The following is a 25517-nucleotide window of genomic DNA, read 5'->3' as shown; positions in this document are numbered from 1 at the left end:
CACAACGGCACGTTCACAACGACAAAGGGGATAACGCGGATGAAATTAACAACAGGTAAAGCGCTGCTGGCCGGCTGTATCGCGATGGCGATCGGCCATGCCGCCATGGCGAAAGATATCAAGGTAGCGATCGTTGGTGCGATGTCCGGCCCGGTAGCGCAATATGGCGATATGGAGTTTACCGGCGCGCGTCAGGCGATTGCCGATATCAACGCCAAAGGTGGCATCAAGGGCGATAAGCTGGTGGCGGTGGAATATGACGACGCCTGCGACCCCAAACAGGCGGTGGCGGTGGCCAACAAAGTGATCAATGACGGCATCCGCTACGTTATCGGCCATCTGTGTTCCTCGTCGACCCAACCTGCGTCGGACATTTATGAAGATGAAGGCGTGATCATGATTACCCCGGCTGCCACCAATGCCGATCTGACCACCCGCGGTTACAAAATGATCATGCGCACCACCGGTCTGGATTCCGATCAGGGGCCGACCGCCGCCAAATACATCATGGAAACCATCAAACCGCAGCGCATTGCCGTGGTGCATGACAAGCAGCAATACGGTGAAGGCCTGGCGCGTTCGGTGCGTGACAGCCTGCAAAAGGCCGGCGTCAAGCCGGTGATGTTTGAAGGCATCACCGCCGGCGACAAAGACTTCTCCACGCTGGTCGCACGCCTGAAAAAAGAGAACGTGGATTTCGTCTACTTCGGCGGCTATTACCCGGAAATGGGGCAGATCCTGCGCCAGGCCAAGCAGGCCGGTCTGACTACCCGCTTTATGGGGCCAGAGGGTGTGGGCAACTCATCGCTGTCCAACATCGCTGGCGCCGCGTCTGAAGGCATGCTGGTCACGCTGCCAAAACGCTACGATCAGGTACCGGCCAACAAAGCCGTCGTGGATGCTCTGAAAGCCAAAAAGCTGGATCCGACCGGGCCGTTCGTCTGGACCACCTATGCCGCGCTGCAATCGCTGACCACCGGGATGGAGCGCAGCGGCAGTCAAGAGCCGGAAGACATCGTCAAGGATCTGAAGAGCGGCAAACCGGTAGACACGGTGATGGGGCCGCTGAGCTGGGATGACAAGGGCGATCTGAAAGGCTTTGAGTTTGGCGTGTTCGAATGGCATGCCGACGGTAGCTCAACGCCAATCAAATAAATACCCGTCATACTTGCAGCTGCCTCTGGGCTGACCGCCTCCATGCCCCAGCCGTTTGGTTGATTAAGCGACTGGGGATTTACGGCCTTGCCGCCTTGATGCAGCGCCAATTATTTAGGGTATACCCGGCGTTTTTCACCTTGCGGCGTGGTTGGCAGTAACGTGGAATCCATTGGGCATAAACGTCTTTAGCGATTTTATTCCAGGCTGCTATCAAAGCGCAGCCAAGGGTTCGAGTATGTCAGAGCAGTTTCTCTATTTTCTGCAGCAAATGTTCAATGGCGTCACGCTGGGCAGTACCTATGCGCTGATCGCCATTGGTTACACCATGGTTTACGGCATTATCGGCATGATCAACTTCGCCCACGGCGAGGTCTACATGATTGGCAGTTATGTCTCGTTTATCGCCATTGCCGCGCTGATGATGATGGGCATCGATGCCAGCTGGTTGCTGATCGGTGCCGGTTTCCTGGCGTCGATCGTGATTGCCAGCGCCTACGGCTGGAGCATCGAACGCGTGGCCTACAAGCCGGTGCGCCATTCCAAGCGCCTGATCGCCCTGATCTCCGCCATCGGCATGTCAATATTTCTGCAAAACTACGTCAGTCTGACGCAGGGTTCCCGTGACGTCGCGCTGCCGAGCCTGGTTACCGGGCGCTGGGTATTGAGTGAAAGCAACGGCTTCGCCGCCACCGTCAGCACCATGCAAATCATCATCTGGCTGGTGACCTTCCTGGCGATGCTGGCGCTGACGCTGTTTATCCGCTATTCGCGCATGGGACGTGCCTGCCGCGCCTGTGCCGAAGATCTGAAAATGGCCAGCCTGCTGGGCATCAATACCGACCGCGTGATTTCGCTGACCTTCGTGATTGGTGCGGTGATGGCGGCGGTTGCCGGCGTATTGCTGGGACAGTTCTATGGCGTGATCAACCCTTATATCGGTTTTATGGCGGGCATGAAGGCCTTCACCGCTGCGGTGCTGGGGGGGATTGGCAGCATTCCGGGGGCAATGATCGGTGGATTGGTGCTCGGGGTGGCCGAAGCGCTGACCTCGGCGTACCTGAGCGCCGAATATAAGGACGTCGTATCGTTCGCCTTGCTGATCGTGGTGCTGTTGGTGATGCCGACCGGCATCCTGGGCCGTCCGGAGGTTGAGAAAGTATGAAGCTCAACCTGCTTAATGCGGTTATCGCCACGCTGGTGCTGCTGGTGATGGCGTCGTTTCTGATGGGCATGCAGCTGAGCCTGGAAGGCACCCGGCTGGTAGTGCATGGCGCGGCGGAAGTCCGCTGGATGTGGATTGGCATTGGCTGCGCGGTGGTGTTTTTCTTCCAACTGCTGCGGCCATTGATGCAGCAGGGACTCGGCAAGATGTCCGGCCCGTCGTGGGTGCTGCCGAGTTTTGACGGTACCACGCTACGGCAGAAGCTGTTGGCGGCGCTGTTGATCATTGCCGCCGTTGCCTGGCCGTTTTTCGTGTCGCGCGGCACGGTGGATATTGCCACCCTGACGTTGATCTACGTCATGCTGGGCCTGGGTCTGAACGTGGTGGTGGGGCTGTCCGGGCTGCTGGTGCTGGGGTACGGCGGTTTTTATGCCATTGGCGCTTACACCTATGCGCTGCTGAATCACTATTACGGCCTTGGATTCTGGGAAAGTCTGCCGCTGGCGGGTATCGTTACTGCGGCGTTCGGTTTCCTGCTGGGTTTCCCGGTATTGCGCCTGCGCGGCGATTATCTGGCGATTGTGACGCTGGGGTTCGGCGAGATCGTACGTATTTTGCTGCTCAACAATACCGACATTACCGGTGGGCCAAACGGCATCAGCCAGATCCCCAAACCCACGCTGTTCGGGCTGGAATTCAGCCGCAGCGCGCGCGATGGCGGCTGGGACACCTTCCACAATTTCTTTGGGCTGCAATACGATCCGAGCGATCGCATCATCTTCCTGTATCTGGTGGCGTTGCTGCTGGTGGTACTGACGCTGTTCGTTATCAACCGTCTGCTGCGCATGCCGCTGGGGCGTGCCTGGGAAGCGCTGCGCGAGGATGAAATCGCCTGCCGTTCGCTTGGCCTCAGTCCAACCAAAATCAAGCTGACGGCGTTCACCATCAGCGCCGCCTTCGCCGGCTTTGCCGGTACGCTGTTTGCGGCACGCCAGGGGTTTGTCAGCCCGGAGTCCTTCACCTTCGTCGAGTCGGCGTTCGTACTGGCGATTGTGGTACTTGGCGGCATGGGCTCGCAGTTTGCGGTCATTCTGGCGGCGATTCTGCTGGTAGTGTCGCGTGAAATGATGCGTGATTTGAATGAATACAGCATGTTGCTGTTGGGTGCGCTAATGGTATTGATGATGATCTGGCGACCGCAGGGACTGTTGCCAATGAAACGTCCTCAGCTGAAGCTGAAAGCGGCAGATATTCACGCGGTAAAAGGAGAGCGGCCATGAATGCGCAGCCTTTATTGGCGGTTGAAGGACTGTCGATGCGTTTCGGTGGTCTGCTGGCGGTGAATAACGTCGCGCTGGATTTGCACCAGGGTGAAATCGTTTCGTTGATCGGCCCTAACGGCGCCGGGAAAACCACGGTATTCAACTGCCTGACCGGCTTTTATCGCCCGACCAGCGGCAGTATCCGGCTGCGCGATCGGCATCTTGAAGGGCTGAACGGCCAGGCCATCGCCCGCATGGGGGTGGTGCGAACCTTCCAGCATGTGCGGCTGTTTCGTGAAATGACGGTGGTAGAAAACCTGCTGGTTGCCCAGCACCAGCATCTGAAAAGCGGCGTGTTCGCCGGACTGTTGAAAACCCCGGGATTTCGCCGGGCCGAAGCCGATGCGCTGGAGCGGGCGGCGGTGTGGCTGGAACGCGTCGGCCTGCTGGATATGGCCAACCGCTCGGCGGGAAATCTGGCTTACGGCCAGCAGCGGCGGCTGGAAATCGCCCGCTGCATGGTGACGCGGCCGGAGCTGCTGATGCTGGACGAACCGGCGGCAGGCCTGAACCCGAAGGAAACCGACGAGCTGGATCATCTGATCGTCGAGCTGCGCGATCGGCACAACGTGTCAGTGCTGTTGATTGAGCACGACATGAAACTGGTGATGGGCATTTCCGATCGTATCTATGTGGTGAATCAGGGAACGCCGTTGGCGCAGGGCACGCCAGAAGAAATTCGTAACAACCCGGACGTGATCCGGGCGTATCTGGGGGAAGCATAATGTTGTCGTTTAATCAGGTTTCCGCCCATTACGGGAAGATTCAGGCACTGCATCAGGTCAGTCTGAACATACAGCAGGGGGAGATTGTCACCCTGATTGGCGCGAACGGCGCCGGCAAGACTACGCTGCTGGGTACTCTGTGCGGCGAGCCGCGTGCCAGCGAAGGCAGCGTCACGCTGCTCGATCGGGACATTACCCAATGGCAGACCTCACGTATCATGCGGGAAGCGGTGGCGATTGTGCCTGAAGGGCGGCGGGTTTTTTCGCGCATGACGGTAGAAGAAAACCTGGCGATGGGCGGATTTTTTGCCAATCGTCAGCAATACCAACAGCGCATTGAGCGGGTGTTCAACCTGTTTCCACGCCTGCTGGAACGCCGCAGTCAGCGTTCCGGTACCATGTCCGGCGGCGAACAGCAGATGCTGGCCATCGGTCGTGCGCTGATGAGTCAGCCAAAGCTGCTGCTGCTGGACGAACCCTCGCTCGGGCTGGCGCCAATCATCATTCAGCAGATTTTCGACATCATTCAGCAACTGCGTGAAGAAGGGATGACCATCTTCCTGGTGGAACAAAACGCCAATCAGGCGCTGAAACTGGCGGATCGCGGTTATGTGCTGGAAAATGGCCGCGTGGTGTTGGAAGATACCGGTGCCGCATTGCTCGCCAATGAAGCAGTGAGGTCGGCGTATCTCGGCGGTTAACTACCCGTCGTCTTGCAAGCTACAGCGTTGTTAACTGCTCTTACTCCCTCCCGTTACTTACTCGAGTAAGCTTCTGGTGAGGAGTGAGCTGGCTGCCTGGCTGTAACTCGAAATCCATAGGGTATTCTGTGGAATATCTGCCAGAGGATATCCGGCTGGATCCTATAAACGATTACGAGAATAAGAAATGAAGACAGAAGGACTGCTCGCCCAGCGCATCGTTAACGTCAAAAGCTCCGCCATCCGTGAATTGCTCAAGCACAGCAAAATGCCAAATGTGATTTCGCTGGCCGGCGGTATTCCCTCGGACGCGCTGTTTGACTTTGAAGGGCTGAGCATTGCGACCCATCAGGCGATCACCGAACAGCCAAAAAGCGCCTTCCAATATGGTTTGACCGAAGGCAGTCCGGTGCTGCGTCAACGCATCTGCACGCTGTGTGCCGAGCGCGGTATTGGCGCGCGGCCAGAAGAGGTGATGGTCACCGCCGGCTCGCAACAGGCGCTGGATTTGGTGATGCGCGCCATCGTCAACCCTGGCGATGTGTTTGTGGTGGAGCGGCCAACCTATCTGGCGGCTTTGCAAACGCTGGAGCTGGCCGAAGCCAGAGTGATGTCGGTGTCTTCCGACAGCGACGGCATGGTGGTTGAAGAACTGGCCGAACTGCTGAAAACCCAGCGCATCAAAGGGGTTTACGTGGTGCCGAACTTTGGCAACCCGAGCGGCCTGACGCTGAGCGCGTCGCGTCGTGAACTGCTGGTGAAGCTGGCGGTGGAGCATAACTTCCTGATTATCGAGGACGATCCGTACGGTGAGTTGCGCTTTACCGACCAGCGCAACGCCACGCTGCATCAGGTCTCGCAGCAGTTGCTGGGCCATACCGACAACGTTATCTACACTTCGACGTTTTCCAAGATCCTGGCGCCAGGGTTACGCCTGGGCTGGGCGATTCTGCCGCCGGTGCTGCTGCACAAGGTGGCGATCATCAAACAGGCGGCCGATCTGCATGCCAGTGCCCTGTCGCAGAGTATCGTAGAATGCTATCTTGGCCTCGATCGCCTGCCGGCGCAGATCGACAAGATCCGCGCGGCGTACCAGCACAAGGGCGAGATCCTCGCTGAACTGGTATCCCGTGAGCTGGGCGATACCATCAGCTTCGATATGCCAAAAGGCGGGATGTTCCTGTGGGCGCGTTTCCGTCAGCCGTTCAATGCCACCGAATGGCTGAACACCACGCTGGAAAACGGCGTGGTGTTCGTGCCGGGGGAATATTTCTTCGCCGATAATCCTGATCGCTCCACCTTCCGCCTGTCGTTCGCGACCGCCACCGAACAGCAAATGCAGGAAGCCGTCGCTCGCTTGCGTCGCTCGCTGTAAACGCCACGGCGGCGCGTTATTCCCGCGCCGCCGACATCAAACCGCAATCTGCATTTCACCCTGCCGTCACATCGCTGTCATGCAATCGTTATTAATCTGTCATCCGTGCATGGCATGTTGGCTTCCGAACAAAAACTGATTCTTTTCGCTCACGCGCTTATTGCCCCCAGGGATTGTCTGTCGCAGCAGGTCGCTGACCGTCAGCATTGTCAGCCAACTGGTTGAGATAGCAGCGGTTAGCCAATGCCGTCGCGACATCAAGGCCAGGGGGATACACCAGCTTTTTTCAGGAGTTAGGCATGCTCACAATTCGAAAAACCACGCTGTGCGTCGCGTTGACCCTGGCGGTCAGCACTCAGGCACTGGCGGCGACCGAGATCCCGTTCTGGCACTCAATGGAAGGTGAACTGGGCAAAGAAGTGGATTCGCTGGCGGATCGCTTTAACCAGACACACAGCGACGTCAAGATCGTGCCGGTTTACAAAGGCAACTACGAGCAAAGTCTGGCGGCGGGCATTGCCGCTTATCGTTCCGGCAAGGCGCCGGCCATCTTGCAGGTTTACGAAGTAGGCACGGCCACCATGATGGCAAGCAAGGCGATCAAACCGGTACATCAGGTGTTTGCCGACGCCGGCATCAAATTCGACCAGTCGGTGTTTGTACCGACGGTCGCCGGGTATTACACCGACAACAAAAGCGGCCAACTGCTGTCACAGCCGTTCAACAGCTCCACGCCGGTGTTGTATTACAACAAGGACGCTTTCAAAAAGGCCGGGCTGAACCCGGAGCAGCCGCCGAAAACCTGGCAGGATCTGGCGGCCTACAGCGCCAAATTGCGTGCAGCCGGCATGAAGTGTGGCTACGCCAGCGGCTGGCAGGGCTGGATCCAGCTGGAAAACTTCAGCGCCTGGCACGGTGTGCCGTTCGCCAGCGAGAACAACGGTTTTGGTGGCACCAGCGCCAAACTGGAGTTCAACCAGCCGTTGCAGGTGCAGCACATTCAGCTGTTGGCAGACATGAACCAGAAGGGCGACTTCAGCTACTTTGGCCGTAAAGACGAATCCACCGAGAAGTTTTACAACGGCGACTGCGCCATCACCACCGCCTCTTCCGGCTCGTTGGCCGACATCAAGCAGTACGCCAAATTCAATTTCGGCGTAGGCATGATGCCGTATGATGCCAACGTCACGAACGCGCCGCAAAACGCCATTATTGGCGGGGCCAGCCTGTGGGTGATGAATGGCAAAGACGCTGCCACCTACAAAGGCGTCGCCGAATTCCTGCAATATCTGACACAGCCGGAAATCGCTGCCGAATGGCATCAGAAGACCGGCTATCTGCCGATTACCAGCGCCGCTTATGATCTGACCAAACAGCAGGGCTTCTACGACAAGAACCCGGGGGCCGACGTGGCGACGCGCCAGATGCTGAACAAGCCGCCGTTGCCGTTCACCAAAGGCCTGCGTCTGGGCAATATGCCACAGATTCGTACCGTGGTGGATGAAGAGCTGGAAAGCGTCTGGACTGGCAAAAAGAGCCCGCAACAGGCGCTGGATGCCGCCGTACAGCGTGGCGACGTGTTACTGCGCCGTTTCGAATCTCAGACCCGGTAATAACGGTTACCGTGCTTTGCCATTCCGGGATTGGGCGGCGCTCGCTCTCTGGCTGGACGCGGTGTCCACGCCGAGAGCCATGCGCTGCCGGTACCCGGACTGGCTGTGCGCATGGCGTTTCACGCCAGGTCGCCCGTCTTTAGTCTGCATGAGTTCCTGATTATGAGTTCACAACGTACCGGTTTCGCTTGCAGCTGGCTGCCCTATGCGCTGGTGCTGCCGCAGTTGCTGATAACCGCGATATTCTTCCTGTGGCCTGCTGGCGAAGCGCTGTGGTATTCGGTGCAAAGCCTCGATCCGTTCGGCCTTTCCAGCCAGTTCGTCGGGATGGATAACTTCACCCAGTTGCTCCACGATCCGTATTATCTCGATTCGTTCTACACCACGCTGGTGTTCAGCTTTCTGGTGGCCGGCATCGGTCTGCTGGTGTCGCTGTTTCTGGCCGCGCTGGTGGATCACGTACTGCACGGCAGCCGACTGTATCAAACCCTGCTGCTGTTGCCGTATGCGGTTGCGCCGGCGGTGGCGGCGGTGCTGTGGATATTCCTGTTCAACCCGGGGTTGGGGCTGATTACCCACGCGCTGGCGGCGCTGGGGTATGACTGGAACCACGCCCAGCATAGCGGCCAGGCGATGTTCCTGGTGGTGCTGGCTTCGGTGTGGAAGCAAATCAGTTACAACTTTCTGTTTTTCCTGGCGGCGTTGCAGTCGATTCCCCGCTCGCTGGTGGAAGCGGCAGCAATTGACGGTGCCGGTCCGGTGCGGCGCTTCTTCAACCTGGCGCTGCCGCTGATTTCGCCAGTGAGCTTCTTTTTGCTGGTGGTCAATCTGGTTTACGCCTTCTTCGACACCTTCCCGGTGATCGATGCCGCCACCGGCGGCGGCCCGGTACAGTCCACCACCACGCTGATCTACAAGATTTATCGCGAAGGATTCGCCGGCCTGGATCTTGCCAGCTCGGCGGCGCAGTCGGTGGTGTTGATGCTGCTGGTGATTGGCCTGACGGTGATCCAGTTCCGCTTTGTCGAACGTAAGGTGCGCTACCAATGATAGAAAATCGACGCGGGCTGGATATTTTCTGCCATGTCATGCTGCTGCTCGGCGTGCTGCTGATCCTGTTCCCGCTGTACGTGGCGTTGGTTGCCGCCACGCTGGACGATCGGCAGGTATTTCAGGTGCCGATGAGCCTGATCCCCGGCGGTCACCTGTGGGAAAACGTCAGCCAGATCTGGCAGGGCGGGGTGGGCAACGTCAAGGCGCCGTTTTCGCTGTTGCTGCTCAACAGCCTGATGATGGCGCTGGCGATTACCGTTGGCAAGATTGCGGTGTCGATGCTGTCGGCCTATGCGATCGTCTATTTCCGCTTCCCGCTGCGCAGCCTGTGTTTCTGGCTGATCTTCCTCACCCTGATGCTGCCGGTAGAGGTGCGTATTTTCCCGACGGTGGAAGTGATCGCCAATCTCGACATGCTCGACAGCTACACCGGCCTGACCCTGCCGCTGATGGCGTCGGCGACCGCGACCTTCCTGTTTCGGCAGTTCTTTATGACCTTGCCGGATGAGTTGCTGGAAGCGGCGCGCATCGATGGAGCCGGGCCGATGAGCTTTTTCTGGGACATCGTACTGCCGCTGTCGAAAACCAATCTGGCGGCGCTGTTCGTTATCACCTTTATCTACGGCTGGAACCAGTACCTGTGGCCGATTCTGATTACCAGCGATCCGGCGATGGGAACCGCGGTGGCGGGCATTAAAAGCATGATTTCTACTTCCGGTGCGCCGACCCAGTGGAATCAGGTGATGGCGGCAATGTTATTAACGTTAATTCCACCGGTTGCGGTGGTTCTTCTGATGCAGCGCTGGTTTGTGCGCGGTCTGGTAGACAGTGAGAAATAAATGGCAGGCTTAAAATTACAGGCAGTCACCAAATCCTACGACGGCAAGAACACCGTGATTCAACCGTTTGATCTGGATGTGGCGGACGGTGAATTTATCGTGATGGTCGGGCCGTCGGGCTGCGGCAAGTCGACGCTGTTGCGTATGGTGGCCGGCCTGGAGCGTATTTCCAGCGGTGATATCTATATCGACGGCCGCCGCGTCAGCGAACTGGAGCCCAAGGATCGCGGGATTGCGATGGTGTTTCAGAACTACGCGCTGTATCCGCATATGAGCGTGTACGACAATATGGCATACGGCCTGAAAATCCGTGGTTTTGGCAAACAGCATATCCGCCAACGGGTTGAGGAAGCGGCGCGCATTCTGGAGCTGGGGCCGCTGCTGCTGCGCAAGCCGCGCGAACTGTCCGGCGGTCAGCGCCAGCGCGTGGCGATGGGGCGTGCCATCGTGCGTGAGCCGGCGGTATTTCTGTTCGATGAGCCGCTGTCCAACCTGGATGCCAAACTGCGGGTACAAATGCGGCTGGAGCTGCAGCAGCTGCACCGCCGGCTGAAAACCACCAGCCTGTACGTCACCCACGATCAGGTGGAGGCAATGACGCTGGCGCAGCGGGTGATCGTGATGAACAAGGGCGTGGCGGAGCAGATTGGCACGCCGAGCGAGGTGTATCAGCGTCCGGCTTCGCTGTTTGTCGCCAGCTTTATCGGTTCGCCGGCGATGAACCTGCTGCCGGGGATCCTCAGCGCCGACGGTCGCCAACTGCTGTTGGGCGACGGCAGCGCGCTGCCGCTGCCACAGGCACGTAGCGAATGGAGCGGTCGTCGCGTGACGTTGGGCATCCGTCCGGAACACATTCAGTTGGTCAATGATCCACAGCAGGGCATTGCGTTAGCGCTACAAACGCTGGAGCTGCTGGGGGCCGATAACCTGGCCCACGGTCAGTGGGGCGGCGTCGGGGTGATCGTGCGGTTGTCGCATGAAAACTTGCCGTCGCCGGGCAGCACGTTATATTTACAGCTGCCCGCACACGCGTTGCACTTTTTTGATACTCAAAGCGGATTACGGATCGAATGATGACCCCAGCCTGGCCTTACCCTCATATCGTCGCTCACCGTGGCGGCGGCGCACTGGCACCGGAAAATACTCTGGCGGCCATCGACGTCGGCGCCCGTCACGGCCATAAAATGATCGAATTCGACGCCAAACTGGCGCAGGACGGGCAGATTTTTCTGCTGCATGACGACACGCTGGACCGTACCAGTAACGGTTGGGGCGTGGCGGGCGATCTGTCGTGGGAACAACTGGCGCAGCTGGACGCCGGCAACTGGTACAGCGCGGCCTTTAAAGGGGAACGTCTGCCGTTGCTGGTCGAAGTGGCGGAGCGTTGCAAACAGCATGGCCTGATGGCCAACATCGAGATTAAGCCGACCACCGGCAGTGAGGAGGAAACCGGCCGGGTAATCGCGCTGGCGGCGCACCTGCTCTGGCAGGGGCAAACCGATCCGCTGCTGTCGTCATTTTCCGTGGCGGCACTGGCTGCGGCTCAGGTCGCGGTGCCGGAACTGCCGCGCGGTCTGCTGCTGGAGGCATGGCAGGAAAACTGGCGTGAACTGACCGAGCAGCTCGGCTGCGTGTCGCTGCATATCGATCATCAGGCCTTGACCGAAGCGCGCGTGCAGCAGCTGAAGCAGGCCGGGCTGCACATTCTGGTGTATACCGTCAACAGCCCGCAGCGTGCGCGCCTGCTGCTCGACTGGGGCGTGGATTGCATCTGCACCGACCGTATCGATCTGATCGGCGCAGATTTTTAAATCAGCGCGAACCGGCCGGTAACGGTACGCCAGGCACCGCCGGCGTGGTGCGCTTGAACGGATTGTTCGGCTGATTGCCGTTTGGCAGCATCTGGCGGTTTTTCGGTGCCGTTTGCAACAATTGCTGCTGGTTATTATCAAACTGGCGCTGTTGCTGCAAACGCCGCTGGTCAAGTTGCTGATTATTCAGCGTGCGCTGTTGTTGCTGCTGCTGACTGCGCTGGTTAAGAAATTGCTGTTGCCCGCTCAGCGTAGTGACGCCGTTTTCCGCTGATGCCAGCCAGGGCATCAGCAACAGGGCAATAAGGCCGTATTGACGTATCATCATCTGTTCCTCCTGGTTTAATCCTAACCTATCGTGGCAAAAATGCGCGACAGGTCAATTATCAGTCACATGTAAACCCACTTTGCGCCGCGCTGCCGCTGGCTATCCGTTACAATCGCCTTTTTACCCCTGTTAGGACCCAATTGACGTGTTACTCCTGGTTATTACTACCATTTTATGGGCATTTTCTTTTAGCCTGATTGGCGAATATCTGGCGGGCCAGGTGGACAGCTGGTTTTCAGTATTGATGCGCATTGGGCTGGCGGCGCTGGTTTTCTTGCCGTTCCTGCGCTGGCGCAACATCAAGGGGCGGGTGATCCTGCTGTATATGCTGGTGGGCGCCTGTCAGCTCGGCATTATGTATCTGCTGAGTTTCCGCGCCTATATGTATCTGTCGGTGCCGGAATTCCTGCTGTTTACCGTGCTGACGCCGCTGTATATCACGTTAATCTATGATCTTATCAGTCGTCGTCGCTTGCGCTGGGGCTATGTATTCAGCGCGCTGTTGGCGGTACTGGGGGCGGCAATTATCCGCTACCATCAGGTCAGCGAGCATTTCTGGTGGGGGCTGCTGCTGGTACAGGCGGCGAACATCAGCTTCGCCATCGGCATGGTGGGTTATAAGCGGCTGATGGAAGTGCACCCGTTGCCACAGCATACCGCATTTTCCTGGTTTTACCTTGGTGCGCTGGCGGTAGCGGTGGTGGCCTGGCTGCTGTGGGGCAATCCGCACCAACTGCCTACCACCGGCCTGCAATGGGGCATTCTGGTGTGGTTGGGCGTGGTGGCGTCCGGGCTGGGCTATTTCATGTGGAACTACGGCGCGACCCAGGTGGATGCCGGTACGCTCGGCATCATGAACAATATGCATGTACCCGCCGGATTGCTGGTCAATCTGGCGATTTGGCAACAGCAACCGCACTGGCCGAGCTTTATCATCGGCGGGGCGGTGATTATAGCTTCGCTATGGGTGCATCGCCGTTGGGTGGCGCCAAAGGTTTCACCGTAGCTACGCTGGCGTTGGGGCGGGCGGCGTCGCGCACGAACGGCAGATGATCGCAGGCGTGCTGGCGCGCTGAGCGGATGAACGCTTCGGTCACCGCCTGTCGCTGCTCGCCGTCACGTACCGCGGCGTACAGCCGGCTCCACAGACCGTCCCCCAGCGTTTTGGTGATCACCAGCCCCTGGCGCTCGAAGCTTTCCACCACCCAGTGTGGCAGCGCGGCAATGCCCATGCGTGCCGAGACCATCTGGATCAGCAGCAGGGTATTGTCGACGCTCTTCAATGCCGGGCTAATGCCGGCCGGCTGCAGGAAATGGCGCCAGATATCCAGACGTTGGCGTTGTACCGGGTAAATCATCAGGGTTTCATCAATCAGGTCTTGCGGTTCGATATGCGGTTTGTTGGCCAGCGGATGATCCGGTGCCAGCACCAGCCGCACTTCAAAGTCGAACATCGGCGAATAATGCAGCCCGCTACGCGGTAAAATATCGGACGTCAGCACCAGATCCAGCTCGCCCTGCTGCAACGCCGGCTGCGGATCAAACGTCACCCCGGATTTGAAGTCCATCACCACCTGCGGGAAGCGCTGGCGGAAATTATCCAGCGCCGGCGTCAGCCATTGGATGCAACTGTGGCATTCGATGGCGATGCGCAGCGTAGCCTGATGCGGCTCGTGGCAGGCCTGTAACGCCTGTTGAATCTGCGGCAATACCTGCTCTGCCAACTGCAACAGAATCTCTCCCTGCGCGGTAAAGCGCAGCGGCTGGCTTTTGCGAACGAACAGCTTAAAGCCCAGACGCAGCTCCAGATCGCTGAACTGATGCGAAAGAGCCGATTGCGTCTGATGGAGTTGAGCAGCCGCTGCGGCCAGAGAGCCGGTATTGCGCAGTGCCTGCAGCGTCCGTAAGTGTTTCAGTTCGATCATGAGAGTCCTTCACAGTGACAGTGAATAAATTGCGCTTGTGGTTAATACACTACCTGCTGATTATGGATGTGTAAACATCTGGACGGCTAAATGGGGAATATGACGATGGCAATTTTGAATCACACTCTGGGTTTTCCACGCGTTGGCCTGCGTCGCGAGCTGAAAAAAGCGCAAGAAAGCTACTGGGCTGGTAACTCCACGCAGGAAGAACTGCTGGCGGTTGGCCGCGAACTGCGCGCCCGTCACTGGCAACAGCAACAGCAGGCCGGAGTGGATCTGGTGCCGGTCGGCGACTTTGCCTGGTACGATCATGTTCTGACTACCAGCCTGCTGCTGGGCAACGTACCGGCACGCCATCAGAATCAGGATGGTTCCATCGATCTGGATACGCTATTCCGCATTGGCCGTGGCCGTGCGCCGACCGGTGAACCGGCGGCGGCGGCGGAAATGACCAAATGGTTTAATACCAACTATCACTACATGGTGCCGGAATTCCACCAGGGCCAGCAGTTTAAACTGGGCTGGACCCAACTGCTGGACGAAGTTGATGAAGCGTTGGCGCTGGGCCACAAGGTCAAGCCGGTGCTGCTGGGACCGGTCACCTATCTGTGGCTGGGTAAGGTCAAGGGCGAGCAGTTTGACCGCCTGTCGCTGCTGAACGCCATTCTGCCGGTATACCAGCAACTGCTGGCGGAGTTGGCAAAGCGCGGCATCGAATGGGTACAGATCGACGAACCTGCACTGGTGCTGGAGCTGCCGCAGGCGTGGCTGGACGCTTACCAGCCGGCTTACGCCGCGCTGCAAGGCCAGGTCAAGTTGCTGCTAACCAGCTATTTCGACAGCATCGGCCACAATCTGGCCACCATCGCGACCCTGCCGGTGCAAGGTTTGCATGTGGATCTGGTTGCCGGTGATGACGATATCGACGCGGTTAATAACGCGCTGCCAAAAGATTGGCTGCTGTCGCTGGGGGTGGTTAACGGCCGCAACGTGTGGCGGGCGGATCTGAGCCGCTGGGCCGAGCGTCTGCAACCGTTGGTGGGCAGCCGTCCGCTGTGGATCGGCACCTCCTGCTCGCTGCTGCACAGCCCAATCGATCTGAGCGTGGAAACGCGTCTTGATGAAGAAGTGAAGAGCTGGTTTGCCTTCGCATTACAGAAATGTGCCGAACTGGCGCTGTTGGGCGCCGCGTTAAATGCGCCTGATGCGGAAAAACAGGCGAAGCTGGACGCCTACAGCGCGCCAATCCGCGCTCGCCAACAATCCAGTCGGGTACATAACCCACGGGTAGAAAAACGCCTGGCCGCCGTCAGCGCGCAGGACAGTGAACGCCGTAGCCGGTACCCACAGCGCGCCCAGGCGCAGCGCGAACGTTTCAATCTGCCAGCGTGGCCAACCACCACCATCGGTTCGTTCCCGCAAACCACTGAAATCCGCGGTCTGCGTCTTGATTTCAAGCAGGGGCGGCTGGACGGCGGCAACTATCGCACCAGCATCGGCGAGCATATCAAACAGGCGATCGTTGAACAGGAACGTCTCGGCCTGGACGTGCTGGTGCATGGCGAAGCCGAGCGTAACGACATGGTGGAATACTTCGGTGAAAACCTGGACGGCTTTACCTTCACTCAGAACGGCTGGGTACAGAGTTACGGCTCGCGCTGCGTGAAACCGCCGGTGATTATCGGTGATGTCAGCCGCCCTGCAGCAATCACCGTCGAATGGGCGACGTTTGCCCAGTCGCTGACCGACAAGCCGGTAAAAGGCATGCTGACCGGTCCGGTGACCATTCTGTGCTGGTCGTTCCCGCGTGAAGACGTGACTCGCGATGTGATAGCCAGGCAAATCGCCCTGGCGCTGCGCGACGAAGTCGACGATTTGCAACAGGCCGGCATCGGCATTATCCAGATTGACGAGCCTGCGCTGCGTGAAGGTTTACCGCTGCGCCAGTCCGACTGGGCGGCCTATCTGGATTGGGCAGTGGATGCATTCAAACTCAACGCTGCGGTTGCCAGTGATGATACGCAGATCCACACCCACATGTGTTACTGCGAGTTCAATGACATCATGGACTCCATTGCGGCGCTGGATGCGGACGTGATCACCATTGAAACCTCACGTTCTGATATGGATCTGCTGGAGGCGTTTAAAGAGTTTGAATATCCAAATGAAATCGGCCCGGGCGTATATGACATTCACTCGCCAAACGTACCAAGCGTGGAATGGATTGAAGAGCTGTTGCGCAAGGCAGCGCAAAACATTCCAGCGGAACGCCTGTGGGTGAACCCGGACTGTGGCCTGAAAACCCGTGGCTGGCCGGAAACGCGCCAATCGCTGGCGAATATGGTGCTGGCTGCCCAGCGTCTGCGCGCAACCGCATAATGACCTCTGGCGGCCGACCCGCGGGGCGTTGCGGTTGTTGATCATGATGGGGAGCTTCGGCTCCCTTTTTTTTTGCCACATCGCGCCGTGGCGCAATGAGGGGATTGCAGGAAGCACATGAGCTATGTATGTTATGTTATAACATATCTTTTGTTTGGGGGTGTATTCTGTTGTCCATTGACTCTCACGGCGGTGCGTTATTGCAACTGCAGCGGCTCGGCTACACCACGGGGTGCGGCAAGCCGTTGCTGTCTGATATCAACCTGGATCTGCGACCGGCGGAATGCCTGGCGATCATCGGGCCGAACGGCAGTGGCAAATCGACGCTGCTGCGTACGTTGACCGGCGAGCTTACGCCGACCTCTGGTGACCTGTACTTTGACGGTCGTCCTCTCTCGCAGTTGAGCCGCTTGCAGCGAGCCAGAACCATTGCGCTGTTGGCGCAAAGTGACAGTGCGCATCCACAGCTTAGCGTCAGCGAATACGTCGAACTGGGCCGATTGCCGTACCAGGGGCGAGACAGCGCGCAGCGTCATCGGCAACTGGTTGAACACGCGTTGACCGAAACCGGCATGCGGGGATTACGACATCAACGTCTTGGGCGACTGTCGGGAGGGGAGCGACAGCGGGCGGCACTGGCTCGCGCCTTTGCCCAAACGCCGCAGCTGCTGTTGCTGGATGAGCCGACCAACCATCTCGATCCACTGGCCCGCGCCAGCCTGCTGAACTGGGTGAAACGCAAGGGCATCGCAGCGATCGCCGTATTGCACGATCTGGCGCTGGTGGCGCCGTTTGCCGATCGGGTGGCGGTCATCGAACGAGGCCGGCTGGTCCGCTGTGATATCCCGTCTCGCGCTCTGGCCGCCGACTGTATCAACCCGGTGTTTGGCCTCGACAGTTTTGTGATTGCCCACCCACACACCGGCCAACCGCTACATATCTTTGAAGCGCCACAGCGCGCAGGATAACAATACGATGAAAAGGACATTATGGTACTTGCTGGGCCTGCTGGCATCGCCGATCTCGGCTTTGGCCTTTCCCGTCACGGTGGACAGCTGCGGCGAGCCGCTGACCTTCACTGCAGCACCGCAACGGGCGGTGATCAACGATTTGAATATGGCTGAAATGGCGTTTGCGCTAGGGCTGCAACCGCAGATTGTCGGGGTGACCGGCATTTCCGGCTGGTATAAATCTAGCGCTGAATTCAAGCGACAGCAGGGGGAGATTCCCGAGTTGGCGGCCAAGTACCCTTCGTTGGAGACGTTGCTGGCGGTTAACTCGGACTTTTTCTTTGCCGGTTGGAATTACGGCATGAAAATTGGCGGTGACGTCACGCCGCGCTCGTTGGCGAAATACGGCGTCAAAACCCTGGTATTGAGCGAAAGCTGCATCTGGACCCAGCACGCGCGGCCACGTGCCAGTATGGCGTTGCTGTACGACGACATGCTCAAGCTGGGCAAGATATTCGGCCAGCAACGGCGCGCCGAGCAATTGGTCAGCCAATGGCAGCAGCGGCTGGCCACGCTGCGGCAGCGTATTGGCCAACGGCCGGTGCAAAAGGTCTTTGTTTATGATTCAGGCGAGGATAAACCCTTTACCAGCGGCAAATATGCCATGCCAACTGCCTTGATTGAGGCGGCCGGCGGCAAAAACGTGATGGATACGCTGGCGGCCAGTTGGGCGACCACCTCATGGGAAGAGGTGGCCACTCGGCAACCGGACGTGATTGTGCTGCTGGACTATCAACAGGCCGGCAGCGCAGACCGGTTACAGCAGTTTCTCGCCACGCATCCGCTGATGAAACATACCCCGGCGGTGCGCCATCAGCGCTATTTACGCCTGCAATACGCCGAGCTGACTCCCGGGCCGGCTAACGTCGCGGCGATAGAGAAACTGGCGCAGGTGCTGTACCCGGGAGTGCTGCATTGACCGACCGGCGGCTGCGTTATGTCATCGTCGTGGGGATCTTGTTGGTCATATTGGCGGCATTGATGTTGACCGGTATTGCCATTGGCACCACCCGGGTACCGTTGACGCAACTGCTGTCGATGCTGGGGCTCACCCATCAGCCGGTGTCGCCGATGACCGCGCGCATCGTGATTGAGCTACGCATTCCGCGGGTGCTGTTGGCGGCCTTGACCGGTGCCGGGCTGGCCATGGTGGGCGCACTGTTGCAAACCGCCACGCGTAATGAGCTGGCGGATCCTTTTCTGTTTGGTCTGTCCTCCGGGGCGTCGGCAGGGGCGGTGGCGGTGATAACCCGGTTAGGCGATCGGCTGGGCCACTGGACCTTGCCGGTATCGGCCTTCGCCGGCGGTCTGGCGTCTGCCCTGGCGGTGATGATACTGCTACGTTTGCAACAGGAGAGAGGCAGCGAGCGCATCGTTATCAGCGGTCTGGCAATTTCATTTTTATTTGGCGCCCTGACCAATTACCTGGTTTTCACCGGCGATCAGCGTGCGGCGAGCGCTATTCTGTTTTGGTCACTGGGGGGGCTGGGTCTGGCAGCCTGGGATAATCTGTGGCTGGCTGCTGCTGCCAATCTGCTGTTGGCGGCATTCATCTGCTGGCGTTGGCGAGCGCTGGACGCCTTGCTGAGCGGTGAACAGACCGCCGTTTCGCTTGGCGTACATCTGACGCGCCTGCGTAGTGAAGTCTTCCTGTGCTGCGCGCTGGCAACCGCCACGCTGGTGGCCCTTACCGGAGTGATTGGTTTTGTCGGCCTGATGGTGCCGCACCTGGCTCGCCCGTTATGCGGTGTGCGTCACCGGGCGCTGCTGCCGCTGGTGGCGATCCTCGGAGCCGTGCTGTTGGCCGCTGGCGACCTGCTCAGTCGCACCCTGATGGCGCCGCAGGAGTTGCCAATCGGCGTGATCACCGGTGGGCTGGGCGGGCTGTTTGTCTTGATGATGCTGTTCAAGCGTTGATGTCAGATGTTTTTATTGTCCTGTGGGTACTTTTTCACTGCGGCAATCCGTTATTATCCAGTGATATCGCTATTTTGATGCAGGATCGAGGCAATGAAGCATCCACTGGTGAGCGTGTTGTCACCCATGCTGGACGATGTTAAAGGCATCGGTCAGGTTTATTTTGCCGGTAATCAAAAACCGGCGCCGGAGCTGGCGTACCAGGTCAATTTTCCCCGGCTGGAGCTGGTGATCGACGGCGAACTGCGGGTTGAATGGGAGGGCAACCTGGATGTGGTCCAGCAAGCGTTGCAGCCAGGAGATGTGCTGTTCGTTCCGGCGCAGGGATGGAATATTCCCCATTGGCAGCGGCCGGTGACCACGCTGAGCCTGCTGTTTGGCAAACAGCAGCTTGGTTATAGCCTGCTGAAATGGGACGGTGAAAACACCGTGCTGCTGGGCAAGGATAACGTCGCCCGGCGCGGGCCTCGCATCGGTTCGTTCATGTTACAGGCATTGCATGAACTGGCGTGGCACCAGAGCGATCAGGGCACCGCGCGTTTTCTGGTTAAAGGTTTGCTGAGCCATGCGCTCGACCTGTTTGGCTCGTGTGTGCAGACTGCGTCACGCAGCCAGGCACTGTTCGGTGCGGTACGTGATTACCTGGAGGAGCATTATCGGGAACCACTGACGCGTGAATCCGTGGCGCAGGCGTTTTATATCTCGCCCAATTATCTGTCGCATCTGTTTCAAAAGGCTGGCGGCGTCGGTTTTAATGAATATTTGAACCACGTACGGTTGGAACAGGCAAAGCATTTACTGAAGCGTTACGACATGAAGGTGAAGGAAGTGGCGCACGCCTGTGGTTTTGTCGACAGCAACTATTTTTGCCGGATTTTCCGTAAGAACACCGAACGCTCGCCGTCTGAATATCGCGGACAGTACCGTAGCGAGCTGAAACAACGCGAATAATCACCCCATCTGGATATGGGTCTCCTGCGGCGAAGAGGCCGCCTTACGCACCGCGCTCAAGACCTTTTCCGGATAACGTAAAAACGTATTGATGCCGATTTTCACACAGCGATGGTGGATAAAGCGCTCACTGTCAGCCAGCAGAATATCGGTAATCAACAGCACCACGTCGGCTTGTGCCAAATCCTCGTGAGTCAGGGTGTTAACGATACCCAGCGCGCCCTGGGTTTCAATTTTGACCGGCCACTTCTGCTGTGCACACAGTTTTTCCAGCCTTTCTGCCGCCATATAGGTGTGCGCGACGCCGCTGACACAGGCGCTTACCGCTACCAGTTTGATCGACATACTCACCCCCTTTGCGTTGAGTTAACCGCCGATGATGACGTGATAACCTGCCGCTTCCGCCATCGCACGTAGCGGCGCTATCTGCTGTTCGCTGGCCGGCGCAACGCCGCGCATCGCATAGTCGCGTCCAAGTAGCGCGTATTTGGCCTCACCGTATTGATGGAAAGGCAGCAGATGGATCTCTTTTAACGCGAAAGGCGCGAGAAAAGCCAGGATCTGCGCCACATTTTCCTTATGCAGGGTGTAATGCGGGATCAGCGGCAGGCGGGGGATCAGCGCGACGCCCGCTGCCGACAGCGCGGCAAAGTTGGCCAACACCCGTGGTTGATTGATATTCAGCAGCCGTTTGGCCTGCGCCGTATCCATGATTTTCAGATCAAACAGCACCTGATCGCAGTGCGCTGCCAATGGCAGCAGGCTGCGCAGTGGCGCGTCGCCGGCGGTTTCAATCGCGGTGTTGATCCCCAGCGCCTGCAAACGCGCCAGCAGCGCGGTGGCGAATCCGGCCTGCATCAGCACTTCACCGCCCGAGAGCGTGACGCCGCCGCCGGAAGCGCGATAAAACACCTCGTCCTGCAGCAATTGCTGTAACAGCGTCTCCAGCGTCACGTTTTGCCCGATACGCTCCAGCGCGCCGCTCGGGCACTCATCAACGTCATTCAGGCACGGCTGGCAGCGCAGACATTTGGCTTCGCGGCGCACGGTATGGATGCCGGCGGACATCGATTCCGGGTTGGCGCACCATGGGCAGGTATGCGGGCAGCCTTTAAAAAACACTACGCTGCGGATGCCCTGACCGTCATTCAACGAATAGCGTTGAATATTGAAGATGCGACCCTGCGGCGGCAGTCCGTCGGTTCGGGTGACGCCGGGAGCGATCAGGCTACAGTTGATGCGCTGTACGACGGATGATGTCATCCTGGATCTCCTTCGATAGTTCTACGAAGAATGCGCTATACCCGGCGACGCGCACCACCAGGCCGGCAAAGTCCTGTGGTCGCTGCTGCGCTTCACGCAACGTTTCTGCGTTGACGACGTTGAATTGCACGTGCTGAAGCTTGAGTCTGCTGAACGCGCCAAGGAAATCCGCCAGTTTGTTCAGCCCCTGCTGGCCCTGCAACGTGGCTGGCGTGAACTTGACGTTGAGTAGCGTGCCGTTGGAAAGCAGGTAGTTGTCCAGTTTGCTGACCGACTTGAGCACTGCGGTCGGGCCCTGCGCATCTTGCCCCAACATCGGCGAAAGGCCGCCGTCTGCCAATTGCTCGCCGGCGAAACGCCCGTCCGGCGTGGCGCCGACCACTGCCCCCAGCGGTACGTGGGCCGATACGGTATAGGATCCGGGGGTGAATTGCCCACCGCGCGGGTTACGGTATTGTTCTACCTGTTTACAGTAAAAGCGCAGCAGATCGGCGCTGATAAGGTCAACGTCATCAACGTCGTTGCCATATTTGGCAAAACGATTGAGCAAACGTGCACGGATTTTCTCGCCTTCAGGGGTAGCGAAGTTGGCTTTCAGCGTGGCTAACAGTTGGTCAAAGCTCAGGCGTTGTTGATCGAACACCAGCCCTTTAAGCGCATACAGCGAATCGCTCAGGTTGGCGATGCCGATGCCCTGAACGCCAGAGAAATTATAACGCGCGCCGCCTTCGGTAATGTCCTTGCCGTTTTGCAGGCAGTCGGCGATGAACGATGACAGCAGCGGTACCGGCGCCCAGTCTCGGTGGCCGATATCGCAAACGTTGCTGCCTTCGGCCATCAGCCTGACGTAATGGCAAATTTTGTTGCGGATATGCTCCAGCAGTTGCGGATAGCCCAGCGTGGTATTGCCTTCGTTGTCCAGCAGCGCCAGTTCCATGACTTTCAGCAGGTTGAACATGGCGATGTCATGCAGGCCGTAGGTCTTGCCGGGTATCGACAGTTCGACGCAGCCGACCACCGCATAATCACGCGCATCTTCCAGCGATACGCCGCGGTTGAGAAACGCCGGCACCACCACTTCATCGTTGAATATTTGCGGTATGCCGGTGCCGAGCCGGATGGTTTCGGCGGTTTTCAGCAGGAATGGCCGATCGATAAATTCATTCACTCGCACGCCCAGGTTGGGTTGCGGCAGTTGAATGCTCTGGTAGGCGTCGAGACAGAGAAACGACAGGGCGTTGACCGCGCTATGGCCAGCTTCGGTCAACCCGCCCAGCAGGATGGTATAACCGGTGGGGAAACCGGCAAAGTAACGGGCGCTGGCGGTTGAGCGTAGCAGCACAATGTCGTTGCACTTCACCCACAGGCTTTCCAGCAGCTCACGCAACCAGGCGGGATCTTCCCCCTGACTCAACGATGCCTGATAGAACGGCAACATGTATTGATCGAAACGGCCAAGCGACAGCGAGCTGGCGTTGGATTCATATTGCAGAATGATGTTTATGTACCAAAACAGCTGGCAGGCCTGGTAGAAATCCTGCGGCTGGTGATGCACCACCCATTCGGTGACGTTGGCGATGCGCAGCAGTTCGGCCTGGCGCCGTGGCAGGGCCGCCTGCGCAGCCATGTCGCGCGCCAGTTGCGCATAACGCAGCATATGACGCTGAGCGGCTTGCAGCAGCAGCAGGGCGGCTTGGTAGAAGGCGTTTTCCGGCCGTTGCTGCTGGTACTGTTGCAACTCCGCCAGCAGTGCGTCCATGCCGAGGTTGAGTAACCGTGGGTAATCAATAATGATATGCCCCTGGCCCTTGTCGGTTTGGTTGATGCTGAAGATTTGCGTCTGGGTGGCGGCTTGCACCTCCTCTGGCATCTGGCCGTTGATAAAGTCCTTCATCGAGCGTTTTTCCCAATAGGGATAAAGTTGCTCGCGGTAAATCCGCTGGTCTTCTTCGCTGATAGTAAAGCGGTCCTGCGGACGCGTGGCAAAGCTATCCAGCTCTTTAAGCAGCCAGTAGGGATCCATTTCCGGTGACATGATGCCGGCCCGAGGTTTGACGGTACGGTTGCCGGCGATCAGTTCATCGTCGCGAATGCTGATGGCGACGCGATCCAAAATATGCGCGCTGGCCTTCGCCCGCCGGATAATGGTCGGTTCCCCAGCGGTTTGTCGATGGCTGGCGGTGTACAACAGCGCACGCTCCAGTGAAATTTCACGTGGGGCGGAAAATAAAGCGGCTTTCAGGCGTTCGATACGAGAGGTCATCTTTTTATCCTTCTGCGACAAACCGGGGGTAATCCCGACCAACGGCGTCGGGACAGGGCGTCAGGCGGTGGGCGCCAGATGAGCGGCAATGTTGTTCATGATGGCGTCGGCGCGTTTGACCGCGTCGCTGATGGCGACCCGTACCACGGTTTTGCCTTTAAAACGCTCTTCAAACTTGATGCCGATGTCTTTGGTCAGGATCACGATGTCGGCGGCGGCGATGTCTTCTGGCGTCAGCGGGTTTTCCTGCCCGATGGAACCCTGGGTTTCCACTTTGCATGGCCAGCCTCTGGCGGTAGCGGCGTGTTCAATGGCCTCGGCGGCCATGTAGGTATGTGCGACGCCGGAGGGGCATGCGGTGACGGCAATAATGTTGGCCATGGTCATTTCCTCAATGTAGTCAGTTGATTTCAAAATCCAAATCCAGATCGTTTTGTTCGCGGGTAGCAGCGGTTTGCTGTTTGGCTGCCCGGCTTTTCAGCAGGTTAACCAGCAGGGCGGTGATCACCATGCCGGTCAGCAAGGCGGCGATAAAACCGAGCTTGCCTGCAACCACCGGTAGCACGATCAGCCCGCCCCAGCCGGCATAGCATTGAGCGCCGAACAGCGCGGCGACGACCGCCGCGCAGGCTGAACCGATCATGATGGAAGGGATCACCCGCAGCGGATCGGCCGCGGCAAAGGGTATCGCCCCTTCGGTTACGCCAACGCAGCCCATCAGCAGTGCGGCCTTGCCCGCTTCACGTTCTTCGAGCGAATAATATTTGCGGCCAATCAGCGTGGCGAAACCCAGCCCCAGTGGCGGAGTGGCGATGGCAACGGCGGCAATCGCCACCACCGAATAGACGCCCTGCGCCACGCAGATCAGCATGAAGGCATAGGCCACCTTGTTCACCGGCCCGCCCATGTCGAAAGCCAGCATCAGGCCCATGATGATGGCCAGCACCACGATGCTGCCCTGCTGCATACTCTGCAGCCAGCGGGTCAGGCCGGTAGTCAGCGCGCCGACCGGTTCCCCCAGACCCCACATCATGATGCCGGCGGTCAGTAGCGTGCCGACAATCGGGATCACGAAGATTGACATCACCGAACGCAGGATCTTCGGGACGGGGATTTTCTTCAGGTAAAACACGATGATGCCGCCCAGCAGGCCGGCAATGATGGCACCAAAGAAACCGGCGCCGAATGAGGCACCTACCCAGGCGCCAATCGCTGCCGGCGCCAGTGCCGAACGATCGGCGATCGAATAACCGATGTAGGCCGCCAGGAACGGCACCATCAGCGTCAAGCCGGCAACGCCGATATCAAACAGCTTTTTCAGGTTGGGATCGGTTGCGGCGTCAGGCACCGCGCCTTTGCCATACAGCATGACGGAAACCGCCAGCAGAATGCCGCCGGCCACCACGAACGGGATCATATGGGAAACGCCGGACATCAAATGCTGGCGGGTGTTTTTGAGTATGTTGAGCAGGTCTTTCATCATTCACTCCCTGGTCAGAACACGAGGGTTTTGAGAACACAAACCATCAGTAAGAAATAACCCCTGACGGAGAAAGGTTGTTGTCTATCAACATAGGCATCCGGCCACGCCGCCAACAGTGGAAAAAATTGCCATTTACTGGATTTTTGTAATGTCAGTGGAAAAATGAGATCAAACGCAAATTGCGACGAAATGACTTTCCGGTGAGTTCAGTATTGCTTTGTGAGCGGTATCGCATTTAA

24 protein-coding genes are annotated in these 25517 nt (G+C 58.4%); 17 read left to right on the top strand and 7 right to left on the bottom strand.

Going from position 1 to position 25517, the window contains the following annotated elements:
• Window positions 1-39 precede the first annotated feature (39 nt).
• From AC2AXP_RS12650 to ugpQ, 11 genes are all read left to right on the top strand, one after another.
• Window positions 40-1155 carry a branched-chain amino acid ABC transporter substrate-binding protein gene (locus AC2AXP_RS12650; RefSeq protein WP_004957555.1) on the top strand — a complete coding sequence of 372 codons (1116 nt, stop codon included), beginning with the start codon at window positions 40-42 and terminating at the stop codon, window positions 1153-1155.
• Window positions 1156-1393: 238 nt separating this feature from the next.
• Entirely contained in the window at window positions 1394-2320 is a 927-nt protein-coding gene (livH, locus tag AC2AXP_RS12645; protein ID WP_484381723.1) for a high-affinity branched-chain amino acid ABC transporter permease LivH, read from the top strand.
• Window positions 2317-3600: a high-affinity branched-chain amino acid ABC transporter permease LivM gene (locus tag AC2AXP_RS12640; RefSeq protein ID WP_004957560.1), complete on the top strand. Its 1284-nt coding sequence runs from the start codon at window positions 2317-2319 to the stop codon at window positions 3598-3600. The genes livH and AC2AXP_RS12640 overlap by 4 nt, the downstream gene beginning before the upstream one ends.
• On the top strand, window positions 3597-4367 hold the full coding sequence (livG, locus tag AC2AXP_RS12635) for a high-affinity branched-chain amino acid ABC transporter ATP-binding protein LivG (protein ID WP_198774062.1): 771 nt from the start codon (window positions 3597-3599) through the stop codon (window positions 4365-4367). The genes AC2AXP_RS12640 and livG overlap by 4 nt, the downstream gene beginning before the upstream one ends.
• Window positions 4367-5068: a high-affinity branched-chain amino acid ABC transporter ATP-binding protein LivF gene (livF, locus tag AC2AXP_RS12630; protein ID WP_004957566.1), complete on the top strand. Its 702-nt coding sequence runs from the start codon at window positions 4367-4369 to the stop codon at window positions 5066-5068. The genes livG and livF overlap by 1 nt, the downstream gene beginning before the upstream one ends.
• Before the next feature lie 187 nt (window positions 5069-5255).
• Entirely contained in the window at window positions 5256-6443 is a 1188-nt protein-coding gene (locus AC2AXP_RS12625; protein WP_004957570.1) for an aminotransferase-like domain-containing protein, read from the top strand.
• Window positions 6444-6742: 299 nt separating this feature from the next.
• Window positions 6743-8056 carry a sn-glycerol-3-phosphate ABC transporter substrate-binding protein UgpB gene (gene ugpB / locus AC2AXP_RS12620; protein ID WP_484381722.1) on the top strand — a complete coding sequence of 438 codons (1314 nt, stop codon included), beginning with the start codon at window positions 6743-6745 and terminating at the stop codon, window positions 8054-8056.
• A 162-nt stretch (window positions 8057-8218) separates the two neighbouring features.
• Complete coding sequence (gene ugpA, locus AC2AXP_RS12615) at window positions 8219-9106, top strand: sn-glycerol-3-phosphate ABC transporter permease UgpA (protein ID WP_039991558.1); 888 nt, start codon at window positions 8219-8221, stop codon at window positions 9104-9106.
• Window positions 9103-9948 (top strand): sn-glycerol-3-phosphate ABC transporter permease UgpE, encoded by an 846-nt coding sequence (gene ugpE, locus AC2AXP_RS12610; RefSeq protein WP_484381721.1) that lies wholly within the window; start codon window positions 9103-9105, stop codon window positions 9946-9948. Before ugpA ends, ugpE begins: the two co-directional genes overlap by 4 nt.
• A complete protein-coding gene (locus tag AC2AXP_RS12605; protein WP_484381720.1) occupies window positions 9949-11022 on the top strand; it encodes a sn-glycerol-3-phosphate import ATP-binding protein UgpC in 1074 nt (357 codons plus the stop codon).
• A complete protein-coding gene (ugpQ, locus tag AC2AXP_RS12600) occupies window positions 11022-11759 on the top strand; it encodes a glycerophosphodiester phosphodiesterase (RefSeq protein WP_039991560.1) in 738 nt (245 codons plus the stop codon). Before AC2AXP_RS12605 ends, ugpQ begins: the two co-directional genes overlap by 1 nt.
• Before the next feature lies 1 nt (window position 11760).
• Here ugpQ and AC2AXP_RS12595 read toward each other — a convergent pair whose 3' ends face one another.
• Window positions 11761-12087: a hypothetical protein gene (locus AC2AXP_RS12595; RefSeq protein ID WP_004957593.1), complete on the bottom strand. Its 327-nt coding sequence runs from the start codon at window positions 12085-12087 to the stop codon at window positions 11761-11763.
• Between the two features lie 145 nt (window positions 12088-12232).
• On the opposite strand from AC2AXP_RS12595, the gene AC2AXP_RS12590 reads away from it, so the two are divergent.
• Window positions 12233-13093 carry a carboxylate/amino acid/amine transporter gene (locus AC2AXP_RS12590; RefSeq protein ID WP_273868693.1) on the top strand — a complete coding sequence of 287 codons (861 nt, stop codon included), beginning with the start codon at window positions 12233-12235 and terminating at the stop codon, window positions 13091-13093.
• Here the strand turns inward: AC2AXP_RS12590 and metR are convergent.
• Window positions 13038-14012, bottom strand: coding sequence for an HTH-type transcriptional regulator MetR (metR, locus tag AC2AXP_RS12585; RefSeq protein ID WP_004957598.1), 975 nt, complete (start codon window positions 14010-14012; stop codon window positions 13038-13040). The two genes, AC2AXP_RS12590 and metR, sit on opposite strands and share 56 nt — an antisense overlap.
• A gap of 90 nt (window positions 14013-14102) precedes the next feature.
• Between metR and metE the strand changes: the two genes are divergently transcribed.
• From metE to AC2AXP_RS12560, 5 genes are all read left to right on the top strand, one after another.
• Window positions 14103-16391: a 5-methyltetrahydropteroyltriglutamate--homocysteine S-methyltransferase gene (metE, locus tag AC2AXP_RS12580; RefSeq protein WP_484381719.1), complete on the top strand. Its 2289-nt coding sequence runs from the start codon at window positions 14103-14105 to the stop codon at window positions 16389-16391.
• Window positions 16392-16486: 95 nt separating this feature from the next.
• Window positions 16487-17359: an ABC transporter ATP-binding protein gene (locus AC2AXP_RS12575; protein ID WP_004957604.1), complete on the top strand. Its 873-nt coding sequence runs from the start codon at window positions 16487-16489 to the stop codon at window positions 17357-17359.
• 7 nt (window positions 17360-17366) lie between these two features.
• The gene (locus tag AC2AXP_RS12570; protein WP_484381718.1) at window positions 17367-18320 is read left to right on the top strand and encodes an ABC transporter substrate-binding protein; all 954 of its coding nucleotides are present in this window, start codon (window positions 17367-17369) and stop codon (window positions 18318-18320) included.
• A complete protein-coding gene (locus AC2AXP_RS12565; protein WP_484381717.1) occupies window positions 18317-19318 on the top strand; it encodes a FecCD family ABC transporter permease in 1002 nt (333 codons plus the stop codon). Before AC2AXP_RS12570 ends, AC2AXP_RS12565 begins: the two co-directional genes overlap by 4 nt.
• Before the next feature lie 93 nt (window positions 19319-19411).
• Window positions 19412-20269 (top strand): AraC family transcriptional regulator, encoded by an 858-nt coding sequence (locus AC2AXP_RS12560; protein WP_484381716.1) that lies wholly within the window; start codon window positions 19412-19414, stop codon window positions 20267-20269.
• Here the strand turns inward: AC2AXP_RS12560 and AC2AXP_RS12555 are convergent, their stop codons facing one another.
• Genes AC2AXP_RS12555 through AC2AXP_RS12535 form a run of 5 tightly spaced genes read right to left on the bottom strand, consistent with a single transcriptional unit; the run spans window position 20270 to window position 25275 of the window.
• The gene (locus tag AC2AXP_RS12555; protein ID WP_004957615.1) at window positions 20270-20614 is read right to left on the bottom strand and encodes a PTS fructose-like transporter subunit IIB; all 345 of its coding nucleotides are present in this window, start codon (window positions 20612-20614) and stop codon (window positions 20270-20272) included. It abuts the gene before it with no gap.
• 21 nt (window positions 20615-20635) lie between these two features.
• On the bottom strand, window positions 20636-21532 hold the full coding sequence (locus AC2AXP_RS12550; RefSeq protein ID WP_198774055.1) for a [formate-C-acetyltransferase]-activating enzyme: 897 nt from the start codon (window positions 21530-21532) through the stop codon (window positions 20636-20638).
• Window positions 21498-23795 (bottom strand): formate C-acetyltransferase, encoded by a 2298-nt coding sequence (locus AC2AXP_RS12545; RefSeq protein WP_484381715.1) that lies wholly within the window; start codon window positions 23793-23795, stop codon window positions 21498-21500. The genes AC2AXP_RS12550 and AC2AXP_RS12545 overlap by 35 nt, the downstream gene beginning before the upstream one ends.
• 60 nt (window positions 23796-23855) lie before the next feature.
• The gene (locus AC2AXP_RS12540; RefSeq protein WP_039991565.1) at window positions 23856-24176 is read right to left on the bottom strand and encodes a PTS fructose-like transporter subunit IIB; all 321 of its coding nucleotides are present in this window, start codon (window positions 24174-24176) and stop codon (window positions 23856-23858) included.
• Window positions 24177-24195: 19 nt separating this feature from the next.
• Entirely contained in the window at window positions 24196-25275 is a 1080-nt protein-coding gene (locus tag AC2AXP_RS12535; RefSeq protein ID WP_484381761.1) for a PTS fructose transporter subunit EIIC, read from the bottom strand.
• Window positions 25276-25517 lie beyond the last annotated feature (242 nt).

It is taken from the genome of Serratia sp. Sp408 (assembly GCF_057180665.1).
Note: the sequence above shows the minus strand (reverse complement) of the source record. Positions and strands in the feature narration are given on the sequence as shown.

Excerpts from the sequence above, each read along its gene's own strand:
- AC2AXP_RS12650 (WP_004957555.1), top strand. The coding sequence starts at position 40 with ATGAAATTAACAACAGGTAAAGCGCTGCTGGCCGGCTGTATCGCGATG.
- livH (WP_484381723.1), top strand. The coding sequence starts at position 1,394 with ATGTCAGAGCAGTTTCTCTATTTTCTGCAGCAAATGTTCAATGGCGTC.
- AC2AXP_RS12640 (WP_004957560.1), top strand. The coding sequence starts at position 2,317 with ATGAAGCTCAACCTGCTTAATGCGGTTATCGCCACGCTGGTGCTGCTG.
- livG (WP_198774062.1), top strand. The coding sequence starts at position 3,597 with ATGAATGCGCAGCCTTTATTGGCGGTTGAAGGACTGTCGATGCGTTTC.
- livF (WP_004957566.1), top strand. The coding sequence starts at position 4,367 with ATGTTGTCGTTTAATCAGGTTTCCGCCCATTACGGGAAGATTCAGGCA.
- AC2AXP_RS12625 (WP_004957570.1), top strand. The coding sequence starts at position 5,256 with ATGAAGACAGAAGGACTGCTCGCCCAGCGCATCGTTAACGTCAAAAGC.
- ugpB (WP_484381722.1), top strand. The coding sequence starts at position 6,743 with ATGCTCACAATTCGAAAAACCACGCTGTGCGTCGCGTTGACCCTGGCG.
- ugpA (WP_039991558.1), top strand. The coding sequence starts at position 8,219 with ATGAGTTCACAACGTACCGGTTTCGCTTGCAGCTGGCTGCCCTATGCG.
- ugpE (WP_484381721.1), top strand. The coding sequence starts at position 9,103 with ATGATAGAAAATCGACGCGGGCTGGATATTTTCTGCCATGTCATGCTG.
- AC2AXP_RS12605 (WP_484381720.1), top strand. The coding sequence starts at position 9,949 with ATGGCAGGCTTAAAATTACAGGCAGTCACCAAATCCTACGACGGCAAG.
- ugpQ (WP_039991560.1), top strand. The coding sequence starts at position 11,022 with ATGACCCCAGCCTGGCCTTACCCTCATATCGTCGCTCACCGTGGCGGC.
- AC2AXP_RS12595 (WP_004957593.1), bottom strand. The coding sequence starts at position 12,087 with ATGATGATACGTCAATACGGCCTTATTGCCCTGTTGCTGATGCCCTGG.
- metR (WP_004957598.1), bottom strand. The coding sequence starts at position 14,012 with ATGATCGAACTGAAACACTTACGGACGCTGCAGGCACTGCGCAATACC.
- metE (WP_484381719.1), top strand. The coding sequence starts at position 14,103 with ATGGGGAATATGACGATGGCAATTTTGAATCACACTCTGGGTTTTCCA.
- AC2AXP_RS12575 (WP_004957604.1), top strand. The coding sequence starts at position 16,487 with ATGAGGGGATTGCAGGAAGCACATGAGCTATGTATGTTATGTTATAAC.
- AC2AXP_RS12570 (WP_484381718.1), top strand. The coding sequence starts at position 17,367 with ATGAAAAGGACATTATGGTACTTGCTGGGCCTGCTGGCATCGCCGATC.
- AC2AXP_RS12560 (WP_484381716.1), top strand. The coding sequence starts at position 19,412 with ATGAAGCATCCACTGGTGAGCGTGTTGTCACCCATGCTGGACGATGTT.
- AC2AXP_RS12555 (WP_004957615.1), bottom strand. The coding sequence starts at position 20,614 with ATGTCGATCAAACTGGTAGCGGTAAGCGCCTGTGTCAGCGGCGTCGCG.
- AC2AXP_RS12550 (WP_198774055.1), bottom strand. The coding sequence starts at position 21,532 with ATGACATCATCCGTCGTACAGCGCATCAACTGTAGCCTGATCGCTCCC.
- AC2AXP_RS12545 (WP_484381715.1), bottom strand. The coding sequence starts at position 23,795 with ATGACCTCTCGTATCGAACGCCTGAAAGCCGCTTTATTTTCCGCCCCA.
- AC2AXP_RS12540 (WP_039991565.1), bottom strand. The coding sequence starts at position 24,176 with ATGGCCAACATTATTGCCGTCACCGCATGCCCCTCCGGCGTCGCACAT.
- AC2AXP_RS12535 (WP_484381761.1), bottom strand. The coding sequence starts at position 25,275 with ATGAAAGACCTGCTCAACATACTCAAAAACACCCGCCAGCATTTGATG.